Below are 21721 nucleotides of genomic sequence, written 5' to 3'. Positions count from 1 at the left end.
CTATCGATTTATGACAACTAATTAACAACAACTCTAACACTACATATCTGGAAAATTATTGTCTTAATCCAGATCAATAAAAGGCGATATATAGCAAACTTTACCGCTGGCTAAAAGCAACCCAACCGGTATAAATTGCGCTGCATCAATTCAGTCTTTTTCATCATTTTTCAGGAGTTTGTGCCAGGCGTTGTCATATCAATTCTGTCGCCTCCTCATCTTACTCCTGCTCGAAACAGGCTGAAGCGATCGGTTTTTCGGGGAATTTTCACCACTGTTACTCGCTCACTTCGGGCCGCAGTACGCATTGTGCTGTCGGTAACAAAACTGGAATCAATAATCAGTCGTTCCTGACCTTATTCTGCATCGCACTGCCCGCTGTTTGTGGTTGTTATTCGCAGGATGAGTTCATGCGAGGAGCAAGGAGTCATCATGTTAGATATTGTCGAGCTGTCGCGTTTACAGTTTGCCCTGACGGCGATGTACCATTTCCTGTTCGTGCCCTTAACGCTCGGTATGGCGTTTTTACTGGCGATCATGGAAACGGTCTATGTCCTGTCGGGAAAACAGATTTATAAAGATATGACCAAATTCTGGGGCAAGTTGTTTGGTATCAACTTTGCGCTGGGTGTGGCCACCGGCCTGACCATGGAATTTCAGTTCGGTACCAACTGGTCTTATTACTCCCACTACGTCGGCGATATCTTCGGTGCGCCGCTGGCCATCGAAGGCCTGATGGCGTTCTTCCTTGAATCCACCTTTGTCGGCCTGTTCTTCTTCGGCTGGGATCGCCTCGGTAAAGTGCAGCACCTGGCGGTGACCTGGCTGGTGGCACTCGGCTCGAACATGTCCGCGCTGTGGATCCTGGTGGCGAACGGCTGGATGCAGAACCCGATCGCCTCCGAATTCAATTTCGAAACCATGCGTATGGAGATGGTGAGCTTCTCCGAGCTGGTGCTGAACCCGGTGGCGCAGGTGAAATTTGTGCATACCGTGGCCGCGGGTTACACCACCGGTGCGATGTTCATTCTGGGCATCAGCGCCTGGTATCTGCTGAAAGGGCGCGACATCGCGTTTGCTAAACGTTCCTTTGCGATCGCTGCCAGCTTCGGTATGGCTGCCGTGCTGTCGGTCATCGTGCTGGGTGACGAATCCGGTTATGAAATGGGCGATGTGCAGAAAACCAAGCTGGCCGCCATCGAAGCCGAATGGGAAACCCAGCCGGCGCCGGCGGCCTTTACGCTGTTTGGCGTGCCGGATCAGGCGACGCAGGAGAACAAGTACGCCATCCAGATCCCGTATCTGCTCGGCCTGATCGCCACCCGTTCTGTCGATACGCCGGTCACCGGCCTGAAAGATCTGCTGGCGCAGCATGAAGTGCGCATCCGTAACGGTATGAAAGCCTATGCGCTGCTGAACGAGCTGCGTGCCGGCAGTAAAGATCCGGCGGTGCGCAGTGAGTTTGAGACGCATAAACAGGATCTCGGCTACGGTCTGCTGCTCAAGCGTTATACCCCGGACGTGGCGAACGCCACGGAAGCGCAAATCCAGCAGGCAACGCAGGATTCCATTCCGCGCGTGGCACCGCTCTATTTTGCCTTCCGCATCATGGTGCTGTGTGGCGTGCTACTGCTGGGCATCATTGCGCTGTCGTTCTGGAGCGTGATTCGTAACCGCATCGGTAAGAATCGCTGGCTGCTGAAAGCGGCGCTGTACGGTATTCCACTGCCGTGGATTGCCGTCGAAGCTGGCTGGTTTGTCGCTGAATATGGCCGTCAGCCGTGGGCGATTGGTGAGGTGCTGCCAACCGCAGTGGCTAACTCGTCGCTGACCGTCGGCGATCTGCTGTTCTCGATGATCCTGATCTGCGGCCTGTATACCGTGTTCCTGGTGGCGGAGATGTATCTGATGTTCAAATTTGCCCGCCTTGGTCCAAGCAGCCTGAAAACCGGCCGCTATCACCATGAAACAGTACAAGCTGTGACTCAACCGGCGCGCGGATAAGGAGAGCGACCATGTTTGACTATGAAGTGTTGCGTTTTGTCTGGTGGCTGCTGATTGGCATTCTGCTGATCGGTTTTGCCGTCACCGACGGCTTCGATATGGGCGTGGGAATGCTGACCCGCATCCTCGGTCGCACCGATACCGAGCGTCGCATCATGATTAACAGCATCGCGCCGCACTGGGACGGTAACCAGGTCTGGCTGATCACTGCCGGCGGGGCGCTGTTCGCCGCCTGGCCAATGGTGTATGCCGCCGCGTTCTCCGGTTTTTACGTGGCGATGATTCTGGTGCTGGCCTCGCTGTTCTTCCGTCCGGTCGGCTTTGATTACCGGTCGAAGATTGAAGATATGCGCTGGCGCGGTGCCTGGGACTGGGGCATCTTCATCGGTAGCTTTGTGCCGCCGCTGGTGATTGGCGTGGCGTTCGGTAACCTGCTGCAGGGTGTGCCGTTCCATGCTGATGAGTACCTGCGCCTGTTCTACACCGGTAATTTTTTCCAGCTGCTTAATCCGTTTGGCCTGCTGGCTGGGGTGATCAGCGTCGCGATGATTCTGGCCCAGGGCGCGACTTACCTGCAGATGCGCACCAGCGGCGAACTGCACCTGCGTTCCCGCACCGCGGCGCAAATCAGCGCGCTGGTGATGCTGGTGGGCTTTGTACTGGCTGGCGTGTGGGTGAAGTACGGCATTGATGGCTATGTGCTGAAAAGCGCAATCGATCATCACGCGGCGTCTAACCCGCTGGGTAAAGATGTGGTGCGTGAAGCTGGTGCCTGGCTGGTCAATTTTGAACAGATGCCGGTGCTGTGGTTGTTCCCGCTGCTCGGCGCGCTGCTGCCGCTGCTGACCATCCTGTGTTCGCGCATGGAGAAGGGCGCATGGGCGTTTATCTTCTCTTCGCTGACGCTGGCGTGCGTCATTATGACGGCGGGCATTGCGCTGTTCCCGTTCATCATGCCATCCAGCACCGTGCCAGGCACCAGCCTGACCATGTGGGACGCGACCTCCAGCCTGCTGACGCTGCAGATCATGACCGTGGCTGCCATCATCTTTGTGCCGATTATTCTGGCTTACACCAGCTGGTGTTACTACAAGATGTATGGCCGCATCACCAAAGAACACATTGAGCGCAATACGCACTCCCTGTACTGATTGAGGAGATTAAGCATGTGGTATTTTGCCTGGATTCTTGGCACCTTGCTGGCCTGTGCGTTTGGCGTGGTCACGGCACTGGCGATCGAGCATGTGGAAGAGGGCGGTGCGCAGGACGACAAGCTCTGATGCGCAGCCTGATACAGACGCTGTATCGTCTGATGGATAAGGGCCCGCTGCGGGCCCTTTCACTGATTCTGGCGCTGTGGCTGGCCGGATGCGTCATCTGGCAACCGGCGCGCTTTGCCGCACGCACCAGTGAGCTCGCTATCTGGCACGGATTATTGTTAATCTGGGCGGTGTGCAGCGGCGTGATCCACGGCACCGGTTTCCGGCCACAGCGTGCCCGCTGGCAGGCGCTGTTTGCCCCGCTGCCGGCGTTGATCGTGCTGGCGCTGGGAATTTACTGGTTCTACCATTAAGTTCTGTCTCAGCCCGCAAGGGCTGTTTTACCGCTGCTGACGTGAGTTTTTGTCAGCGGTTGGTCAGGAAATCTCCCAAAAATCCTTCCAGTTGTTAACGTCTGATAATTATTTTCTCCTGGCTCTGGCGGACCATTCCCAAGCCGATCTCACTTGCGTATAGTAGCAACGTTTAAAATGAGACCGGGATGTAGAGTGAGTACAACGCTGTTTCGCTGGCCGGTTCGGGTCTATTACGAAGACACTGACGCCGGTGGTGTGGTTTACCACGCCAGCTATCTTGCTTTTTATGAACGAGCACGTACCGAGATGTTGCGCCAGCACCATTTCAATCAACAGGCCCTGTTGGAAGAGCAGGTGGCTTTTGTGGTACGGCGCATGACGGTGGACTTTATTGCCGCGGCACGTCTCGACGACCTTCTGGAGATCCAGAGCGAAGTGACAGCAATGACGCGCGCAACCATGACGTTCTCGCAGCGTATCGTGAATGCTGAAGGCAAAGTGCTCAATGAAGCAGACGTCCTGATTGCCTGCATCAACCCACATCTAATGAAGCCGATTGCGCTTCCCAAGTCTATTGTCGCGGAGTTCAAGCAGTGACTGACATGAACGTTCTTGATTTGTTCCTGAAGGCAAGCCTTCTGGTCAAACTTATCATGTTGATTTTGATCGGCTTTTCTATTGCCTCCTGGGCAATCATCATTCAGCGCACCCGCATTCTTAACGCGGCGGGGCGTGAGGCCGAGGCGTTCGAGGACAAGTTCTGGTCCGGTATCGAGCTGTCGCGTCTCTATCAGGAGAGCCAGGCTCGCCGTGACGAGCTGAGCGGGTCCGAACAGATTTTCTACTCTGGCTTCAAAGAGTTTGCCCGCCTGCACCGCGCCAACAGCCATGCGCCGGAAGCGGTGGTCGAAGGGGCCGGTCGCGCCATGCGCATCTCGATGAACCGTGAACTGGAAGCGCTGGAAAATCATATCCCATTCCTTGGCACCGTCGGTTCCATCAGCCCGTATATCGGTCTGTTTGGTACGGTGTGGGGGATCATGCATGCCTTTATCGCACTGGGTGCGGTGAAACAGGCCACGCTGCAAATGGTTGCGCCCGGTATCGCCGAAGCGCTGATCGCCACCGCAATCGGTCTGTTCGCGGCCATTCCTGCCGTTATGGCGTATAACCGTCTGAACCAGCGCGTGAACAAGCTGGAGCAGGGCTACGACAACTTTATGGAAGAGTTCACGGCCATCCTGCATCGTCAGGCTTTCTCTACCGACAACAGCAAGTAAGTCGAGGTTAACGATGGCCAGAACCCGTGGTCGCGGGCGTCGCGATCTTAAGTCGGAAATCAACATTGTTCCGCTGCTGGACGTGCTGCTGGTGTTGCTGCTCATCTTTATGGCAACCGCGCCGATTATTACGCAGAGCGTGGAAGTGGACCTGCCGGACGCAACCGATTCGAAAACCGTTTCCAGCGACGATAATCCGCCGGTGATCGTGGAAGTGGCCGGGGTAGGGCAGTACAGCCTGGTGGTGGATCACGATCGTATGACGCAGCTGCCGCCGGAGCAGGTGGTGAGCGAAGCGCAGCGCCGTATTGAAGCCAATCCGAAGACGGTCTTCCTGATTGGTGGGGCGAAAGATGTGCCTTACGACGAAATCATCAAGGCGCTGAACCTGTTGCATCAGGCTGGCGTGAAATCCGTCGGTTTGATGACGCAGCCGATTTAACGCGAACCGTTTTTGGGAACCGAGAGTGTCGAAGGCAACCGAGCAGAACGAGAAGTTAAAACGCGCGATAATCATTTCGGTGATTCTGCACATCGTGCTGATCGCCCTGCTGATTTGGAGCTCGTTTAACGAACATATCGAAGCCAGCGGCGGCGGTGGCGGCAGTGATATCGACGCGGTGATGGTCGATCCTGGCGCGGTGGTTGAGCAGTATAACCGTCAGCAGAATCAGCAGAGTGACAGTCAGCGCGCCGAGCAGCAGCGCCAGAAGCAGGCACAGCAGCAGGCGGAAGAGTTGCAGCAGAAGCAGGCCGCTGAACAGCAGCGGCTGAAAGAGCTGGAAAAAGAGCGTCTGCAGGCGCAGCAGGAAGCCAAAGAGCAGGCGAAGCAGCAGGCTGAGCAGCAGAAGGCGGCTGAAGCAGCAGCGAAGCAGGCGCAGGAGCAGCAGAAAGCCGCAGAAGCGGCCGCAGCGAAAGCCAAAGCCGATGCCAAAGCGCAGGCCGATGCTCAGGCGAAGGCTGCAGCGGACGCGAAAGCCAAAGCGGAAGAGCAGGCGAAGCAGGCCGCAGCCGACGCGAAGAAGAAAGCGGAAGAGCAGGCTAAAGCCGCCGCAGCCGAAGCGGCGAAAGAGAAAGCCGCGCAGCAGGCGAAAGCCGCAGCTGAAGCGAAAGCCAAAGCGGAGGCAGAAGCCAAAGCTCAGGCCGCTGCAGATGCGAAAGCCAAAGCTGCACAGGAAGCCAAAGAGAAAGCTGCGGAAGCCGCGAAAGAGAAAGCGGCCGCCGAAGCCAAAGCGAAAGCTGAGGCAGCAGCCAAAGCCAAAGCGGATGCGGCGGCGAAAGCTAAAGCGGCCGCCGATGCGAAGAAGAAAGCGGCTGCCGAAGCGGCGAAGAACGAGAGCGATGTGGATGATCTGTTAGGCGGTCTCTCTTCCGGTAAGAATGCGCCGAAAAGCGGCGCCGCTTCCGGTGGTGGCGCGGCGGCAGGTCAGGGCAATCAGAAGAAGGCGGGTGCCTCAGGTGCTGAAGTGAATGCGTATCTGGGACAGATCACCAGTGCGATTCAGAGCCGCTTCTACGATGCCGATCTGTATCGCGGTAAAAGCTGCGATCTGCGGATTAAACTGGCACCGGATGGTTTGCTGATTGACGTGAAAGCTGAAGGCGGCGATCCGGCGCTGTGTCAGGCGGCGATTACCGCAGCGAAGCAGGCACGCATTCCGAAGCCGCCTTCGCAGGCAGTATATGAAGTGTTTAAGAACGCACCGATGCGTTTCAAACCAGAATAATGCAGTAACGTACGGCAGGTTGAACTAAGGTTAGCTTGCCGTACTCTATGAGTACTCGTGTTTTTTCAGGAACTGTGCGAATTATCATGAACTCAGGTTCAGATAAGGGAGATAAGATGAAGCAGGCACTTCGTGTAACCTTAGGTTTTTTTGTACTGCTGTGGGCAGCGATGCTGCACGCGGAAGTACGCATTGAAATTACGCAGGGCGTGAACACCGCGCGCCCAATTGGTGTGGTGCCGTTCCAGTGGGCCGGTCCGGGCGCTGCACCTGAAGATATTGGTGGCATCGTCGCAGCAGACTTACGTAACAGCGGTAAATTCAACCCGCTGGATCGTTCTCGTCTGCCACAGCAGCCGACCAGCGCACAGGAAGTACAGCCTGCCGCGTGGAGCGCACTGGGTATTGATGCCGTGGTAGTCGGGCAGGTTACGCCGAACGCCGATGGCAGCTACCAGGTGGCTTATCAGCTGGTGGATACCGGTGGCGCACCGGGCACCGTGCTGGCGCAGAACTCCTACAAAGTCACCAAACAGTGGCTGCGCTATGCAGCGCATACCGCCAGCGATGAAGTGTTTGAGAAGCTGACCGGTATCAAAGGTGCGTTCCGTACCCGTATCGCCTATGTGGTGCAGACCAACGGCGGTCAGTTCCCGTACGAGCTGCGCGTGTCTGACTACGATGGTTACAACCAGTTTGTGGTACACCGTTCGCCGCAGCCGCTGATGTCACCGGCCTGGTCGCCAGACGGCAGCAAAGTGGCTTACGTGACCTTTGAAAGCGGTAAATCGGCGCTGGTGGTGCAGACGCTGGCCAACGGTGCTATCCGTCAGGTGGCTTCTTATCCGCGTCATAACGGTGCGCCGGCCTTCTCGCCGGACGGCTCTAAGCTGGCCTTCGCCCTGTCGAAAACCGGTAGCCTGAACCTGTACGTGATGGATCTGGCCTCTGGTCAGACGCGTCAGGTGACCGATGGCCGCTACAACAGCACCGAACCTACCTGGTTCCCGGACAGCCAGACGCTGGCTTACACTTCGGATCAGGCCGGTGCGCCACAGATTTACAAAGTTAACGTTAACGGCGGAACGCCACAGCGCATTACCTGGGAAGGGGCTCAGAACCAGGATGCGGATGTGTCATCTGACGGTAAAACGATGGTGATGATCAGCAGCGCCGGTGGCGCGCAGCACGTCGCCAAACAGGATCTGGAAACGGGAGCCGTTCAGACAATAACGGACACGTTCCTGGATGAGACGCCAAGTCTGGCTCCTAACGGCACGATGGTAATCTATAGCTCTACTCAGGGGATGGGTTCCGTGTTGCAGTTGGTTTCAACCGATGGGCGTTTCAAAGCGCGTCTTCCGGCAACTGATGGACAGGTCAAATTCCCTGCCTGGTCGCCGTATCTGTGATGCATCGCTCCCTCGCCTGGCGGGGGAGTAAAATGTATGGCAAACAAAATAATAGGATAAAGAAATGCAACTGAACAAAGTGCTGAAGGGTTTGATGCTGGCTCTGCCGGTTATCGCGGTAGCTGCATGTAGCTCTCACAAAAACAACAACAACGATCAGACCGGTATGGGTGCTGACGGTGCATACGGCGCTGGCGCTGGCCAGAACGGCAACATGTCTTCTGACGAGCAGGCGCGTCTGCAGATGCAGCAGCTGCAGCAGAACAACATCGTTTACTTCGGTCTGGACAAGTATGACGTGCAGTCTGAATACGCTCAGATGCTGGATCAGCACGCTGCTTTCCTGCGCAGCAACCCATCTTACAAAGTGACCATCGAAGGTCACGCGGATGAGCGCGGCACCCCAGAGTACAACATCGCCCTGGGCGAACGTCGTGCTAACGCCGTTAAAATGTACCTGCAGGGTAAAGGTGTGTCTGCTGACCAGATGTCTATCGTATCTTACGGTAAAGAGAAACCTGCTGTACTGGGCCACGACGAAGCGGCTTACGCTAAAAACCGTCGTGCCGTACTGGTTTACTAAGAGAATCACATGATTAGTAACTTCAGACTTCATCTGTTGAGTCTGTCGTTACTGGTTGGCGTAGCGGCCCCCTGGGCCGCTAATGCCCAGGCGTCAATCAGTAGCGTTGGCTCAGGCTCGGTCGAAGACCGTGTCACCACTCTTGAACGTATCTCCAATGCCCAGGCTCAGCTTCTGCAGCAGTTGCAGCAGCAGATGAGTGATAACCAAAGCGATATCGATTCGCTGCGCGGGCAGATCCAGCAGAACAGTTATCAGCTTAATCAGGTGATTGAGCGGCAGAAGCAGCTTTATCAGCAGATCGACAGTCTGAGCAGCAGTAATGGTGCGCAGGCCAGCGGTGGTGCGGATGCAGCAGCTGGTGCTGCAGCGGGAAACGCTGATGCGGGAAGCAGCAATACGGCTGCCGCTGCACCCGCACAAACCGGCGATGCCAACACCGATTACAACGCTGCCGTCGCGCTGATTCTTGAGAAGAAACAGTACGACCAGGCGATTACTGCGCTGCAGGCGTGGGTGAAGAAGTATCCGGACTCCACCTATCAGCCGAATGCCAATTACTGGCTGGGTCAGTTGTTTTACAACAAAGGCAAAAAGGACGATGCGGCCTACTATTTTGCCACTGTAGTTAAAAACTACCCGAAATCGCCAAAAGCGGCGGAAGCGCTGTTTAAGGTTGGGGTGATCATGCAGGAGAAGAACGATACAGCGAAAGCGAAAGCGGTCTATCAGCAGGTGATCAAACAATTCCCTAACTCTGAGTCTGCTAAGCAGGCACAAAAACGGCTCGCTGCGATGTAATTGCTGCAGTTAAGACCGGATTTCGTCTGATTTCTGGTCTTGCCGCATGAAAGGTAAGCAGTTGAGACATTTAGCGGAAAATAAGGGTTGCGCCCTCCCGCTAAATCAGTAATATATGCCGCCGTTGCCGGGACATATCTTAACAAGTATCGGCAGCACTGAAGATGGGTCGTTAGCTCAGTTGGTAGAGCAGTTGACTTTTAATCAATTGGTCGCAGGTTCGAATCCTGCACGACCCACCATCTCAAGCATTCAGTTTTGATGTCACTTCAGTTTGCTTCACAACCTTGATGGGTCGTTAGCTCAGTTGGTAGAGCAGTTGACTTTTAATCAATTGGTCGCAGGTTCGAATCCTGCACGACCCACCATCAAGTCGAAAGTTGTAAGCCACTTCCCGAGCGGGTCGTTAGCTCAGTTGGTAGAGCAGTTGACTTTTAATCAATTGGTCGCAGGTTCGAATCCTGCACGACCCACCAGTTATGTAGAAAGGCGCCCTAAAGGCGCCTTTTTGCTTTTTTACGAAGTTCGGTATGTTGCTTTGAGATCGTACTCAGGCCAGATAAGGCGGGGCGGATCGCAAAGGAACCTCACATCCCTGTGGATCGGCCTCGCCATCCATGGCTCGGACGCTTCGCTCCTCCGCACCTGCCTTTTCTGGCTGTCAGGCATTTCAGCTGCTTTAGTTTTGCAGCGCTTTCAGCAAGGCGCAGAGAGTTAATATGAAGCCGAAGGGTACGGAGCGGTGGAGTAAAGCTTCCGGCGCATGGACAAAAATGCCGGGAGCATTTTTGAACAACGCGTAGCGTTGGCCCACAAAGTGGGCGAGCCTCAGGGATGAGGCGAGTAAACCGCCGGCAGAGCCTACAGGGATGTATTTACGGCGACTTTACGCAACCGCTCCGTACCTTTTGGCTGAAAGCACTATTACAGTTATTCTGGCAACCACATCATGCCAAATCTCACTACCGCTTTTCCGGCGTCAGGCTCTTCCAGATATGCTGCACCGCGTAACTGCGCCATGGGCGCCACACCTGCGACATCTGCTCTGCGACCTTTGCGCTCACGCCGCCGAGATTATTGCGGATCGCAATGTCCTCTTTCGGGAAGGCATCCGGCCAGCGCAGGGCGCGCATGGCGATATAACTCGCTGTCCATGGCCCGACACCCTTCAGCGCCAGCAACTGCTGCTGCACCACGTCCGGATTAACCGCGCCATTGAAGCGCAGCGCTCCTGAGGCGCAGGCCCCGGCCAGTGCCTGGATCGCCTGCGCGCGGGCGCTCACAATGCCGAGGCTGGCGATATCATCCAGGGTGGCAGCAGCCAGTGATTCGGCCTCTGGCGGTAAGCGGGAGAGCGCAGGCCACGGTGTGGTGAGGGGCGCGCCAAAACGCTCCGCCACGCGACTGCTCAGCGTCGTCGCGGCTTTCACCGTCACCTGCTGGCCGAGGATGGCGCGGACCGCCAGCTCGAAGCCGTCAAAGGCACCAGGAACGCGCAAACCTGGATAGCGTGCCAGACTCGCAGCTAATAGCGGATCCTGGCTGAGCTGCTCGCTGATGCGCTGTGGCTGGGCATCCAGATCAAACAGATCGCGCAAGCGGCGCAGCAGGGCAGGCAGCACCGGCGTCAGCGTGGTAGTAAATTGCACCTTCAGCGCCTGCTTTTCCGGCAAATGGCTAATGCGCACCCAGCCACGACACTGACCGAGCGCCACAGTACGATGATAAACGCCCTCGCTGACCCACTCGACTTGCTTCATCACGCGCTGTTGCAGGAAATCGAGGATGGCGTCCCAGTCACAAGGAGGCCGGTAGCTGAGGCGCAGTTCGGCGCTCTCCTGCTCACCATTCAGGGTTTCCGTCTGAATCTGCTTACGCAGACGCGATGGCGTCATGCGATAGCGAGCCTGAAACACGTCGTTAAAACGGCGCAGACTGCGAAAACCGCTGGCATAGGCAATTTCGGTCACCGGCAATGCGGTTTCAGTCAGTAGCTGCTTCGCCAGCAGCATGCGCCGGGTTTGCCGCAATTCAAGCGGCGACACGCCCAGCTCCTGCTGAATCACCCGTCTTAGCTGGCGTTCACTCAGGTCAAACTCGCTGGCGATCTCAGCCAGTGTCTCCTGTTCTTCCAGTAAGCCTTCTTCGATACGGCGAATCAGCCGGTCGGCGATGCGATGATGGCTATCGACCGGTGCCGAACCAGGTGCCAGCTCGGGACGACAGCGCAGGCAGGGGCGAAAGTGCGCCTTTTCAGCTGCTTCGGCACTGGTGAAAAACAGGCAGTTCTTCTGCATCGGCGCTTTCACCGGACAGATCGGACGGCAGTAAATACCGGTGGAGGTCACGCCGACAAAAAACACCCCGTCGAAACGGCTGTCGCGCGCCGTCAGCGCCTGATAGGCAATTTCAGGATCAAACATCATCGTCTCCGGCAAATAAACACCATCGTCGCCCAGGTGCGGATGGAAAACTGGCTGCTTTCGGACAGCTAACCAGTTTATGCTCATGGCCGAAAACAGCCAGTTTCGCCGCGCAAAAGTGCGATAATCATCCGCATAGCCCATGCCGGAGGTGCAACATGTATCACGCTAAAATCATTACCACGCCCGTCGGAGAACTGACGCTCATTGCCACGGATCGCGGTCTGTCAGCCATTTTATGGGAAAACGAAGGTGCGCAGCGCGTGCCGCTGAAACCGATCGCGCGCAACGACCAGCATCCGATTCTTTGTGAGGCCGAACGGCAGCTGCGTCAGTACTTTGCTGGCGAGCGCCAGCAGTTTGACATGCCGTACGACACCGTTGGCACTGCGTTTCAGAAAAAGGTCTGGCAGGCGCTGCTCACCATTCCGTTTGGTGAAACCCGCAGCTATCTGCAAATCGCGGAGCAGATCGGCAACCCGAAAGCGGTACGTGCCGTCGGGGCTGCCAACGGTAAAAATCCATTGTCGATCATGGCGCCCTGTCATCGGGTTATCGGCAGCAACGGTAAGCTCACCGGCTTTGCTGGCGGCCTGGCGGTAAAAGCGTTTCTGCTTGAGCTGGAAAGCCCACAACAGGCGCAGGCCGGCGCGCAGCTGGTACTTCCCGCATAAAAATCACACGACAGGCTCGGTGTAATCCGCTATTGTGTTTAGCATATAAAACACGATGGCGGATTTAATGCCGCATCATCGTCCTGATGGGCGATTTTGTTAAATCGATAAAACGAGAGCCGTGTCATGAGTGCAATGTTAGATGCTGAAAGCGCCATTTATCCCTTCCCGCCGAAACCGGCGCGCCTCAGCCCGCAGGAAAAAGCCGGTTACATCGAAGAAATTAAACGTCTGCTCAAAGCACGCGATGCGGTGATGGTGGCGCATTACTACACCGATCCGGAAATCCAGGCGCTGGCCGAAGAGACCGGCGGCTGCGTGGCGGATTCTCTCGAGATGGCGCGCTTTGGCAGCCAGCATCCGGCGCAAACGCTGCTGGTGGCCGGCGTCCGTTTCATGGGCGAAACCGCCAAAATCCTTAGCCCGGAAAAAACCGTGCTGATGCCCACGCTGCAGGCGGAGTGCTCGCTTGACCTTGGTTGCCCGATTGACGAATTTAACCGCTTCTGCGATGCGCATCCGGATCGGACTGTGGTGGTGTATGCCAACACGTCGGCGGCGGTAAAAGCACGCGCCGATTGGGTGGTGACGTCCAGCATTGCGGTTGAGCTGATTGAACACCTCGACAGTCGCGGTGAGAAAATCATCTGGGCACCGGACCGCCACCTGGGCCGCTACGTCACGCAGCAAACCGGCGCTGATGTGCTGTGCTGGCAGGGGGCCTGCATCGTGCATGATGAGTTTAAAACCCAGGCGCTGCAGCGCATGAAAGCGCTCTATCCTGACGCGGCGGTGCTGGTGCATCCGGAGTCACCGCAGGCGATTGTCGAACTGGCCGATGCGGTCGGTTCCACCAGCCAGTTGATTCAGGCCGCCAAAACGCTGCCGCATCCGCAGATGATTGTGGCGACCGATCGCGGCATCTTTTACAAAATGCAGCAGGCGGTACCGGATAAAGAGTTACTGGAAGCGCCTACCGCAGGCGAAGGGGCGACCTGCCGCAGCTGCGCGCACTGCCCGTGGATGGCGATGAATGGCCTGCAGGCTATCGCTGAAGGACTGGCACACGGCGGCGAGCAGCATGAAATTCACGTCGATGCGGCACTGCGCAAGGCAGCGTTGCTGCCGCTCAACCGCATGCTAGACTTTGCAGCACAACTCAAACTTACGCTGAAAGGGAACGCCTGAGGCGGTTTTCATACAGGTGCAGATGATGGACTTCTTTAGCACACACAATATCCTGGTTCACATTCCGATTGGCGTCGGCGGCTACGATCTGTCATGGATTGAGGCGATCGGTACGCTGGCCGGCCTGCTGTGTATCTGGCTCGCCAGCCAGGAAAAAATTATCAACTATCTGTTTGGGCTGATTAACGTCACGCTGTTTGCGGTGATTTTCTTTCAGATTCAGCTGTATGCCAGCCTGCTGCTGCAGCTGTTCTTCTTTGTTGCCAATGTGTACGGCTGGTACGCGTGGAGCCGGCAGACCAGCAGCCATGAAGCGGCGCTGAAAATCCGCTGGCTGCCGCTGCCGAAAGCCATCGGCTGGGGCGCCGCCTGCGTGATCGCCATTGCGCTGATGACGCGCTATATCGACCCGGTATTCGCTTTCCTCACGCGCACCGCGGTGGGCCTGATGCAGTCGCTCGGTCTTAACGTGGTGATGCCGCAGCTGCAGCCGGATGCCTTCCCGTTCTGGGATTCCTGCATGATGGTGCTGTCGATTGTGGCGATGATCCTGATGACGCGCAAATACGTCGAGAACTGGCTGCTGTGGGTGGTGATCAACGTTATCAGCGTGATGATCTTTGCGCGTCAGGGCGTGTATGCCATGGCGCTGGAGTACGCCATCCTGACGCTGATCGCGCTGAACGGCACGCGCCTGTGGATGCAGAGCGCACGGGAACAGGGTTCGCGCGCGCTGTCCCATTAGTAGTGGTGATGCGCGTGGCCTTCCAGCGCTGCGTGCTCGTGCTGCATGCCGCTCTCCTCGCATAACTCGCAGTCCGGGCCGACGCAGGGCTGATACTCCATCTGCACCGTGGCATGGGCGATCTGATAATGCTGGTGCAGATACTGATGAATACGTCGCAGCAGGCCGTCGTGATCGTACGGCGGAATCACCTGCACGTGCAGCGTCAGTACCGGCTTTTCGCCCACCTGCCACACATGCACATGATGCACATTGCGCACTTCATCAATGTGACGCGTCAGCGCCCGCGCCAGCTTATCCACGTCGATATGCGTCGGTGCGCCTTCCAGCAGCTCGTGCAGGCTTTCGCGCAGCAGCGCCCAGCCGCTGCGCACCACCAGCAGCGCCACCAGCAGCGACAGAATCGGATCGATCGGCGTCCAGCCGGTCAGCATGATGATCACCGCTGCCACGATTGCGCCCACCGAACCCAGCAGGTCGCCCAGCACGTGCAGCGCGGCGGCACGCACGTTGAGATTCTTCTCTTCGCTGCCGCGGTGCAGCAGCCAGAACGACAGCAGATTCGCCAGCAGGCCGGCAATGGCGATGCCGAGCATCAGGCCGCCTTCGATCGGCTCAGGCTGATAAAAACGGCGCAGCGCTTCCCATATGATCAGGACGGTAATCACCAGCAGCGCGATGGCGTTCACAAACGCTGCCAGCGTGGTAAGACGCAGCAAGCCAAAGGTGTGACGCGCATTCGGTTTGCGCCGGGCGAACTGCACGGCCAGCAGCGCCATCAGCAGCGCGGCAGCGTCGGTGAGCATATGTCCGGCATCGGCCAGCAGCGCCAGCGATCCGGACACCAGTCCGCCGATGACCTCGGCAACCATAAACAGCGCGGTGACGCCAAACGCGGCGGCGAGACGCGTGCGGTTGCCGCCGTGCTCACTGTGAGAATGAGTGTGTGCCATAACGTTCCAGTTGGTTAAGTAGCCTGTTCGTTAATGATATCAGTAAATTGAGATTATCACGGTCAGGCTGATGCTGTTTTGCCGCGTCGGCCAGCTGCTGGCAGCGGGCGGCTACGTCGTCAATGCCGAGCATCAGCCAGCTGCCTTTCAGGCGGTGCGCCGCGCGCGCCAGCTGGGGCCAGTCTGCGGCCGCGCTGGCCTGCAGCAGCGCATCACGATCCTGCTGCAGCGTACGCTGCAGGGTGTGGCAAATACGCGGGATGAAAGCCGGATTGTGCTGCGCCAGAATCTGCAGGCTGTCCGGCAACACCTGCAACGGATCGCGCACCGCCTGCGCCAGCAGCGGGGCAATATCCCGCAGAGTCACCGGCTTGACCAGCTGCGCTTCGTGCGCCTGCAGCGGCAGTTTCAGCAGCTGTACGTCGGCAGAGCACAGTATGCGCAGCGCAGGCTGCTCGCGCTGGCGCTGACGGCGGCGCAGGATGCGCAGCAGCGTCAGGCCATCCGGGCGCGGCATCATCTGGTCAATAAACAGCACATCAAACGGCTGCTGCGCATCGGCCCGCAGCAGTTCGCGACCATCCTCAAACACCGCCGCAGTAATGCCAAAGCTCGCCAGCTGCTGCTGCATCACCAGCAGATTGGTCGGGTGATCGTCGACAATCGCCACGCGTAGCTGCGGATAGTGCGGCCAGTGCGTGGCGTCATCCGCCGCCGTCGCCGCACAGGGTTCCAGCGGCAGGCGCACGCTTACCGTGGTGCCCTGCTGCGGTGCGGAGTGCAGCGACAGCGTGCCGCCCATGCGCTGTACAATCTCGCGACAGATAAACAGCCCGAGGCCGCTGCCCTGCACCGCATGGCGCTTGCCCGACGGCGCCTGATACCACGGTTCAAACAGCTGCGCCTGCTCGCTGAGCGGAATGCCGCTGCCGCTGTCGCTCACCGTCAGCGCGATATCCCCGGTGACCGCCAGCGTCAGGCGGATTTCGCCGTGGCGGGTAAATTTCAGCGCATTGGCCACCAGATTGTTCACCACCTGCTGCAGGCGATCGCTGTCGAGCATCACGCTGGCCGGCAGCGGGGTCAGCGCCGCTACGTGCAGCTGTGGCCCGCCATCGCGCATCAGCGGGTGGTAAAACTGCTGTTGCTGCTGTAGCCACAACCTGAGATCGAGCGGGCGCGGCGTCAGGCGGAAGCTGTGATTCTCGATGCGCGCATGATCCTGCAGGTCGTTCAGCAGCGTCATCAGCGACCGTGCGCTGCTGTGCATCAGATCGAGCCGCGCGCTCGGATGCTGCTGCTGCTCCAGCTCCAGCAGACCCAGAATCGCCTGCATCGGCGTGCGCAGCTCGTGGCTGGCGGTGGCGAGAAACTGGCTTTTAGCGGCGTTGGCACGCTCCGCCTGCTCGCGCTGTAACCGCTCACGCCGCTGCTGCAGATAACGGCGCAGCAGCAATACCAGCAACAACAGGATGATCACGGCGGCCGCAATCAAAATCAGCAGCGGCACATTGCGCATCGTCATGGTGGTGCCGGGCTGCGGCGGCTGCGACCAGCTGACGCGCATCTGGTTCAGCGTATCCGCCGGAATCTGCTGCAGCGCATGGTCGAGCAGGGCGCTCAGCTGTGGCTGCTGTGCGCTCACCTGCGGCGCCAGCGGCCAGGCGATATCGCTGGCCACAAACGCGAGATGCACGCGGTTGCCCTCATGGCTGGCCATGCGCCAGCGCGCCGACAGCACGTTATCCACCACTGCATCAATCTGGCCAGTGTTGAGGGCCTGCCACAGCTGGGCGCGATCGTCGAACAGCTGGGGCGCGATCTCAGCCGGAAGCAGACGCTGCGCCAGATCGCCACGCAGCACGCCGACGCGCTGAGCGTGCAGCGCGGACCAGTCCATCGGCTGCCTGTCGGACAGCGTGTAAATGCCCCAGATGGCGCGCCACACCGGCAGCGCGGTGCGGTTAGCATCGTCCCCGTACAGCGGCTGTAACAGGTTGAGCATCACCTGCTGCTGCTGCAACAGACTGGCGGCCTGCTGCGGATTATTGACCCAGCGCGGCGTGAAACGCAGACCGGTGCTCTGGCTCAGCGCGTTAAGCAGGTCAATCCCGAAGCCGCGCGCGTTGCCGCTGGCATCGCGATAGCTCCACGGCGCGTTATCGCTCTCGGCGGCATAAGGAATGGCATCCTGCTGCGCCAGCCACTGTTTCTCTTCGCCCGTCAGCATCAGGGTCTGCGTATCCTGATAGCGCAGCAGCGGTGGACTCCAGCGCTGCTGCACGCGGTTGCTGAACTCCGCTGGCAGCAAACGCAGCTGGCGGTTGAGCCAGGCAATCAGCGCCGGATCGCGCGTCAGTGCGCGCAGCGACAGCTCGCCGGCACCGGGATCGGCGGTGATTTGATAAATCTGTCCCTGCTGCAGCTGGCTGAGCAGGAAACCGGCGCTGGCTTCATCGGCCACCAGATAGTCACTTTGCTGGTTCAGCAGCGCATACAGCGCCTGTAAATTGCCGGGCAGCGTCTGCCAGCGGTGGCGATGTGCAAAGGTTTGCGGCAGCTGCGCCAGCGTGTCGGCGGCGATGGTCAGCTGAGCGTTATCACTGTTGAACATCACCGCGCGCTGATTGTCGCGATTGCGGTAGATGCGCATCGGGCTGGTGAACCAGCTCTCGCTGGTCAGTACGTCGGCGGGCAGATCGCGCTGGCGGGTGCTCAGCACCATATCCACGTCGCCACGCTGCAGCGCCGCCAGCTGGGCGGCAAAGTCAGGGTAACCGTGCAGGCTGAATGTGCTGCCGCTCAGCTGGCTGAGGGCGCTGAGATAGTCGGCATCAATGCCCCAGATGCGATCGCCGATGCGCATCGCCCAGGGCGCGCTGTTTTGCGCCGGCACCGCCACGCGCAGCACCGATCCCGGCCACGGCTCGGCGTGCGGTGCGGGCATCATGGCGGGCAGCATTACGCTGCTGGCGGGCTGCAATCCGGCGCGCGCCAGCAGACTGAAAAACAGCGCGAACAGCAGCAGCCAGCGTTTCACTGCTGCGCTTTCCACAGTTCTGCCAGCTCGACCACCGACTGCACGCCGGTCTTCTCGAGGATGTTTTTCTTGTGGGTACTGACGGTTTTGTTGCTGATGTGCAGCTGTTCGCCAATCTGAATATTCGACAGCCCGCGCACCAGCAGCGCCACAATCTGCTGCTCTTTCTCGGTGAGCGGTAGCGCAATGCGCTCCGGCAGCGGCGGAAACGCCTGCTGGCCGCCCAGCACCGCCAGAATCGCGCTCAGCAACTGCGCCATGCTTTGACTCTTCACCACATAGCCGGCCGCCCCGAGCGAGGCGGCGCTGAGCAGCGTGTGGCGGCTCTGCTGGGCCGAGTAGATCAGCACCGGACACTGCGGATGGCGCGCACGCAGACGGCGCAACAGCTCCAGACCATCGCTATCCGGCAGGCCGATATCCAGCACAATCAGGTCAATATGATGCTGTTGCAGTAGCTGGCGCGTCTGGGCTTCGTCACCGGCGGCGTAGAGCTGTAATGGAATAGGGGCGTTGAGGCAGGCCGCTTCCAGCGCGACTTCAACTAAAGGGTGATCATCGATAAGCAGCAGCGCGGCCATGAAACAGTTCCTGTGAATTTCATAGCGTTAGCATAGCGGAAATAGGGCAGGGGAAAAACAACAGGGCGAGCCGAAGCTCGCCCTGCATCACGCTCCGCGAGGATTACTGCGTGGTGCCGTCAGTTTTGTGTTTAACGTGACCACCGCCTTCCTTGGTTTCAACTTTCTTGTTCATATCTGGGCAGCGACCATCTTTACACATGGTATTTTTGTGTTCCTGGCTGGCCGACATATTGCCGGAGCTGGTACCGGAAGTCGCGGCACCGTTGGTGTTCATGCTGCCATTATTAATGTTGCTATTGTCGACATTATTTGGCGGCAGATTCTCTTTCGCGCCGCCTGCGGCTGCGCCGGCTTCTGCTGACGCATTCGCCTGGCCGTTGTTGTTATCCGCAGCCAGTGCTGCGCCGCTGCCCAAAGTCATCGCTGCCGTCAGAAAAATCAATGCAAACTTATTCATCATTATGCTCCTGTAATAAATGGATAGTTGCCGCGTGACACCCGCTGGTGCTGTTTGACGAAAAAAGCGTGCCGCGACGGAATTTAATTCCGTCATGAGTGTTCGGCATGAATATAAATAGCGAAAGCACCTCATTCCTCAGTGCTTACGTTTAAAAAGCTTAGTTCATAAACGAATAAATGCAAATCTGAGCGAGCCATTGGCGCACAGGACATAATTTACACCTGGTGCCTGAAGGGATACATTGGACGGGTTGCGCCCGGCGTACGCAGGGCCAGAAATTTGAATGGAATAAGTATGGATTACCAGAACGACGATTTACGTATCAGAGAGATCAAAGAGTTACTGCCCCCTGTTGCGCTGCTGGAAAAATTCCCCGCCACCGATAACGCTGCTCAAACCGTTGCCCAGGCCCGCCAGGCCATTCACCGCATTCTGCACGGTGAAGATGACCGCCTGCTGGTTGTGATTGGGCCATGCTCCATCCACGATACGCAGGCTGCCAAAGAGTATGCCGCTCGCCTGCTGACGTTGCGCGAGGAGCTGAAGGGTGAGCTGGAAGTGGTGATGCGCGTGTACTTTGAAAAACCGCGTACCACGGTGGGCTGGAAAGGGCTGATCAACGATCCTTACATGGACGGTAGCTTCCAGATTAACGACGGCCTGCGCCTGGCGCGTAAGCTGCTGGTGGATATCAACGACACCGGACTGCCGGCTGCCGGTGAGTTCCTCGACATGATCACGCCGCAATACATGGCGGATTTGATGAGCTGGGGCGCGATTGGTGCGCGTACTACCGAATCGCAGGTGCACCGCGAGCTCTCCTCCGGGCTCTCCTGTCCGGTCGGCTTCAAAAATGGCACTGACGGCACCATTAAAGTGGCGATCGATGCCATCGGTGCTGCCAGCGCGCCGCACTGCTTCCTGTCGGTCACCAAATATGGTCATTCGGCGATTGTCGAAACCAGCGGCAATGAAGATTGCCACATCATTCTGCGCGGCGGCAAAGAGCCGAACTACAGTGCGGAACACGTTGCGGCGGTGAAAACCGGGCTGGAAAAAGCGGGCCTGCGCCCACAGGTGATGATCGATTTCAGCCACGCCAACAGCAGCAAGCAGTTCCAGCGTCAGATGGTGGTGGCCGCAGACGTGGCGCAGCAGATTGCCGGCGGCGAGCAGGCGATTACCGGCGTGATGATTGAGAGCCACCTGGTGGAAGGCAACCAGAGCCTCGACAGCGGCAAACCGCTGGTGTACGGCCAGAGCGTCACCGACGCCTGTATTGGCTGGGACGACACGGAAAAAGCGCTGCGTCAGCTGGCGCAGGCGATCAAAACCCGTCGCGGCTAACGGCAGCGCACGGCATAAAAAAGGCCAGACTCGCGTCTGGCCTTTTGCGTTTCAGCGTGAACTTACTTCGCTTTACCCTGGTTAGCAACGGCGGCGGCTTTCGCTGCGATCTCGTCGGCATCACCCAGATAGTAATGTTTGATTGGCTTGAAGTTCTCGTCGAACTCATACACCAGCGGTACGCCGGTTGGGATGTTCAGTTCGAGGATCTCATCTTCGCTCATGTTATCGAGGTATTTCACCAGCGCGCGCAGTGAGTTACCGTGCGCGGCAACGATCACTTTCTCACCGCTCTTGATGCGCGGCAGAATGCTTTCGTTCCAGAATGGGATCACGCGATCGATGGTCAGTGCCAGGCTTTCGGTGGTCGGCAGCTGCGCGTCGGTCAGGGATTTGTAGCGCGGGTCGTGGCCCGGGAAACGCTCGTCGTTACGATCCAGCTCTGGCGGCGTAACGGCGAAGCCGCGGCGCCACTGTTTCACCTGATCGTCGCCGTATTTGGCGGCGGTTTCCGCTTTGTCCAGACCCTGCAGCGCACCGTAGTGACGCTCGTTCAGACGCCAGGTTTTCTCGACCGGCAGCCAGGCCTGATCCAGCTCATCCAGCACGTTCCACAGAGTGTGGATGGCACGCTTCAGCACTGAGGTGTAGGCAAAATCAAACACGAAACCTTCTTTTTTCAGCAGCTGACCGGCTGCTTTGGCTTCGGTGCGACCCTTGTCGGACAGATCCACGTCGTACCATCCGGTGAAGCGGTTTTCCTGATTCCACTGGCTTTCGCCGTGGCGCACCAGAACCAGCTTAGTTACGGCCATAGCTTTACTCCTTAATGCTTAATGTTTCGATGATGATAGAAACCGGCTGCGGCCGCTGATTTCAGCGGCACACTGATAGCGCCATACCATAGCGGAAAACAGCGCACGG

General features: G+C 58.1%; 21 protein-coding genes and 3 tRNA genes. 18 read left to right on the top strand and 6 right to left on the bottom strand.

Going from position 1 to position 21721, the window contains the following annotated elements; translation table 11 throughout:
* Positions 1-432 precede the first annotated feature (432 nt).
* The 14 genes from cydA to C1N56_RS13440 all read left to right on the top strand — a co-directional run bounded on the left by cydA (position 433) and on the right by C1N56_RS13440 (position 9859).
* Positions 433-2004 (top strand): cytochrome ubiquinol oxidase subunit I, encoded by a 1572-nt coding sequence (cydA, locus tag C1N56_RS13505; RefSeq protein WP_058757874.1) that lies wholly within the window; start codon positions 433-435, stop codon positions 2002-2004.
* A gap of 11 nt (positions 2005-2015) precedes the next feature.
* Positions 2016-3155: a cytochrome d ubiquinol oxidase subunit II gene (cydB, locus tag C1N56_RS13500; protein WP_021508533.1), complete on the top strand. Its 1140-nt coding sequence runs from the start codon at positions 2016-2018 to the stop codon at positions 3153-3155.
* A gap of 15 nt (positions 3156-3170) precedes the next feature.
* Entirely contained in the window at positions 3171-3284 is a 114-nt protein-coding gene (gene cydX / locus C1N56_RS13495) for a cytochrome bd-I oxidase subunit CydX (protein WP_010615998.1), read from the top strand.
* Positions 3284-3577, top strand: coding sequence for a cyd operon protein YbgE (gene ybgE, locus C1N56_RS13490; RefSeq protein ID WP_058775290.1), 294 nt, complete (start codon positions 3284-3286; stop codon positions 3575-3577). Before cydX ends, ybgE begins: the two co-directional genes overlap by 1 nt.
* A 177-nt stretch (positions 3578-3754) precedes the next feature.
* Positions 3755-4177 (top strand): tol-pal system-associated acyl-CoA thioesterase, encoded by a 423-nt coding sequence (ybgC, locus tag C1N56_RS13485; RefSeq protein WP_168714917.1) that lies wholly within the window; start codon positions 3755-3757, stop codon positions 4175-4177.
* The gene (gene tolQ / locus C1N56_RS13480; protein WP_010616001.1) at positions 4174-4860 is read left to right on the top strand and encodes a Tol-Pal system protein TolQ; all 687 of its coding nucleotides are present in this window, start codon (positions 4174-4176) and stop codon (positions 4858-4860) included. The genes ybgC and tolQ overlap by 4 nt, the downstream gene beginning before the upstream one ends.
* 13 nt (positions 4861-4873) lie before the next feature.
* Entirely contained in the window at positions 4874-5302 is a 429-nt protein-coding gene (gene tolR, locus C1N56_RS13475; protein WP_021508530.1) for a colicin uptake protein TolR, read from the top strand.
* A gap of 25 nt (positions 5303-5327) precedes the next feature.
* On the top strand, positions 5328-6587 hold the full coding sequence (gene tolA / locus C1N56_RS13470; RefSeq protein WP_021508529.1) for a cell envelope integrity protein TolA: 1260 nt from the start codon (positions 5328-5330) through the stop codon (positions 6585-6587).
* 116 nt (positions 6588-6703) lie between these two features.
* On the top strand, positions 6704-7999 hold the full coding sequence (tolB, locus tag C1N56_RS13465; RefSeq protein WP_021508528.1) for a Tol-Pal system beta propeller repeat protein TolB: 1296 nt from the start codon (positions 6704-6706) through the stop codon (positions 7997-7999).
* A 64-nt stretch (positions 8000-8063) separates the two neighbouring features.
* Positions 8064-8582: a peptidoglycan-associated lipoprotein Pal gene (gene pal / locus C1N56_RS13460; RefSeq protein WP_021508527.1), complete on the top strand. Its 519-nt coding sequence runs from the start codon at positions 8064-8066 to the stop codon at positions 8580-8582.
* A gap of 9 nt (positions 8583-8591) precedes the next feature.
* Complete coding sequence (gene cpoB / locus C1N56_RS13455; protein ID WP_058757869.1) at positions 8592-9383, top strand: cell division protein CpoB; 792 nt, start codon at positions 8592-8594, stop codon at positions 9381-9383.
* A 166-nt stretch (positions 9384-9549) separates the two neighbouring features.
* Positions 9550-9625: transfer RNA gene (locus C1N56_RS13450), tRNA-Lys, on the top strand.
* Positions 9626-9675: 50 nt separating this feature from the next.
* Positions 9676-9751: transfer RNA gene (locus C1N56_RS13445), tRNA-Lys, on the top strand.
* A 32-nt stretch (positions 9752-9783) separates the two neighbouring features.
* Positions 9784-9859 (top strand) — tRNA-Lys (locus C1N56_RS13440).
* A gap of 486 nt (positions 9860-10345) precedes the next feature.
* On the opposite strand, the gene C1N56_RS13435 is transcribed toward C1N56_RS13440, so the two are convergent.
* A complete protein-coding gene (locus C1N56_RS13435) occupies positions 10346-11806 on the bottom strand; it encodes an AlkA N-terminal domain-containing protein (protein WP_394517476.1) in 1461 nt (486 codons plus the stop codon).
* A 158-nt stretch (positions 11807-11964) separates the two neighbouring features.
* Here C1N56_RS13435 and C1N56_RS13430 point away from each other — a divergent pair, with 158 nt between their 5' ends.
* The 3 genes from C1N56_RS13430 (at position 11965) to pnuC (ending at position 14413) form a co-directional block, all read left to right on the top strand.
* Entirely contained in the window at positions 11965-12480 is a 516-nt protein-coding gene (locus C1N56_RS13430) for a methylated-DNA--[protein]-cysteine S-methyltransferase (protein WP_021508524.1), read from the top strand.
* A 126-nt stretch (positions 12481-12606) separates the two neighbouring features.
* Positions 12607-13668: a quinolinate synthase NadA gene (gene nadA / locus C1N56_RS13425; RefSeq protein WP_394516757.1), complete on the top strand. Its 1062-nt coding sequence runs from the start codon at positions 12607-12609 to the stop codon at positions 13666-13668.
* 25 nt (positions 13669-13693) lie between these two features.
* A complete protein-coding gene (gene pnuC / locus C1N56_RS13420) occupies positions 13694-14413 on the top strand; it encodes a nicotinamide riboside transporter PnuC (protein WP_021508522.1) in 720 nt (239 codons plus the stop codon).
* Here the strand turns inward: pnuC and zitB are convergent.
* The 4 genes from zitB to C1N56_RS13400 form a co-directional block, all read right to left on the bottom strand.
* Positions 14410-15366 (bottom strand): CDF family zinc transporter ZitB, encoded by a 957-nt coding sequence (zitB, locus tag C1N56_RS13415; protein WP_394516756.1) that lies wholly within the window; start codon positions 15364-15366, stop codon positions 14410-14412. The two genes, pnuC and zitB, sit on opposite strands and share 4 nt — an antisense overlap.
* On the bottom strand, positions 15341-18421 hold the full coding sequence (locus C1N56_RS13410) for an ATP-binding protein (RefSeq protein ID WP_394516755.1): 3081 nt from the start codon (positions 18419-18421) through the stop codon (positions 15341-15343). The genes zitB and C1N56_RS13410 overlap by 26 nt, the downstream gene beginning before the upstream one ends.
* The gene (locus C1N56_RS13405; protein WP_394516754.1) at positions 18403-18987 is read right to left on the bottom strand and encodes a response regulator; all 585 of its coding nucleotides are present in this window, start codon (positions 18985-18987) and stop codon (positions 18403-18405) included. The genes C1N56_RS13410 and C1N56_RS13405 overlap by 19 nt, the downstream gene beginning before the upstream one ends.
* A gap of 103 nt (positions 18988-19090) precedes the next feature.
* The gene (locus C1N56_RS13400; protein WP_088516301.1) at positions 19091-19447 is read right to left on the bottom strand and encodes a YbgS-like family protein; all 357 of its coding nucleotides are present in this window, start codon (positions 19445-19447) and stop codon (positions 19091-19093) included.
* A 297-nt stretch (positions 19448-19744) separates the two neighbouring features.
* Between C1N56_RS13400 and aroG the strand changes: the two genes are divergently transcribed.
* The gene (gene aroG / locus C1N56_RS13395; RefSeq protein WP_021508517.1) at positions 19745-20797 is read left to right on the top strand and encodes a 3-deoxy-7-phosphoheptulonate synthase AroG; all 1053 of its coding nucleotides are present in this window, start codon (positions 19745-19747) and stop codon (positions 20795-20797) included.
* A 62-nt stretch (positions 20798-20859) separates the two neighbouring features.
* Here aroG and gpmA read toward each other — a convergent pair whose 3' ends face one another.
* Positions 20860-21612 carry a 2,3-diphosphoglycerate-dependent phosphoglycerate mutase gene (gpmA, locus tag C1N56_RS13390; protein ID WP_010616013.1) on the bottom strand — a complete coding sequence of 251 codons (753 nt, stop codon included), beginning with the start codon at positions 21610-21612 and terminating at the stop codon, positions 20860-20862.
* Positions 21613-21721: the final 109 nt, after the last annotated feature.

This window comes from Pantoea sp. SGAir0175, assembly GCF_043547855.1.
Note: the sequence above shows the minus strand (reverse complement) of the source record. Positions and strands in the feature narration are given on the sequence as shown.

What these genes read in the sequence shown, in the direction of transcription:
- cpoB (WP_058757869.1), top strand. Translation starts at nt 8,592, where the DNA reads ATGATTAGTAACTTCAGACTTCATCTGTTGAGTCTGTCGTTACTGGTT.
- ybgC (WP_168714917.1), top strand. Translation starts at nt 3,755, where the DNA reads ATGAGACCGGGATGTAGAGTGAGTACAACGCTGTTTCGCTGGCCGGTT.
- cydB (WP_021508533.1), top strand. Translation starts at nt 2,016, where the DNA reads ATGTTTGACTATGAAGTGTTGCGTTTTGTCTGGTGGCTGCTGATTGGC.
- nadA (WP_394516757.1), top strand. Translation starts at nt 12,607, where the DNA reads ATGAGTGCAATGTTAGATGCTGAAAGCGCCATTTATCCCTTCCCGCCG.
- cydA (WP_058757874.1), top strand. Translation starts at nt 433, where the DNA reads ATGTTAGATATTGTCGAGCTGTCGCGTTTACAGTTTGCCCTGACGGCG.
- gpmA (WP_010616013.1), bottom strand. Translation starts at nt 21,612, where the DNA reads ATGGCCGTAACTAAGCTGGTTCTGGTGCGCCACGGCGAAAGCCAGTGG.
- C1N56_RS13435 (WP_394517476.1), bottom strand. Translation starts at nt 11,806, where the DNA reads ATGTTTGATCCTGAAATTGCCTATCAGGCGCTGACGGCGCGCGACAGC.
- aroG (WP_021508517.1), top strand. Translation starts at nt 19,745, where the DNA reads ATGGATTACCAGAACGACGATTTACGTATCAGAGAGATCAAAGAGTTA.
- tolR (WP_021508530.1), top strand. Translation starts at nt 4,874, where the DNA reads ATGGCCAGAACCCGTGGTCGCGGGCGTCGCGATCTTAAGTCGGAAATC.
- C1N56_RS13400 (WP_088516301.1), bottom strand. Translation starts at nt 19,447, where the DNA reads ATGAATAAGTTTGCATTGATTTTTCTGACGGCAGCGATGACTTTGGGC.
- C1N56_RS13405 (WP_394516754.1), bottom strand. Translation starts at nt 18,987, where the DNA reads ATGGCCGCGCTGCTGCTTATCGATGATCACCCTTTAGTTGAAGTCGCG.
- cydX (WP_010615998.1), top strand. Translation starts at nt 3,171, where the DNA reads ATGTGGTATTTTGCCTGGATTCTTGGCACCTTGCTGGCCTGTGCGTTT.
- pnuC (WP_021508522.1), top strand. Translation starts at nt 13,694, where the DNA reads ATGGACTTCTTTAGCACACACAATATCCTGGTTCACATTCCGATTGGC.
- pal (WP_021508527.1), top strand. Translation starts at nt 8,064, where the DNA reads ATGCAACTGAACAAAGTGCTGAAGGGTTTGATGCTGGCTCTGCCGGTT.
- tolB (WP_021508528.1), top strand. Translation starts at nt 6,704, where the DNA reads ATGAAGCAGGCACTTCGTGTAACCTTAGGTTTTTTTGTACTGCTGTGG.
- ybgE (WP_058775290.1), top strand. Translation starts at nt 3,284, where the DNA reads ATGCGCAGCCTGATACAGACGCTGTATCGTCTGATGGATAAGGGCCCG.
- C1N56_RS13430 (WP_021508524.1), top strand. Translation starts at nt 11,965, where the DNA reads ATGTATCACGCTAAAATCATTACCACGCCCGTCGGAGAACTGACGCTC.
- zitB (WP_394516756.1), bottom strand. Translation starts at nt 15,366, where the DNA reads ATGGCACACACTCATTCTCACAGTGAGCACGGCGGCAACCGCACGCGT.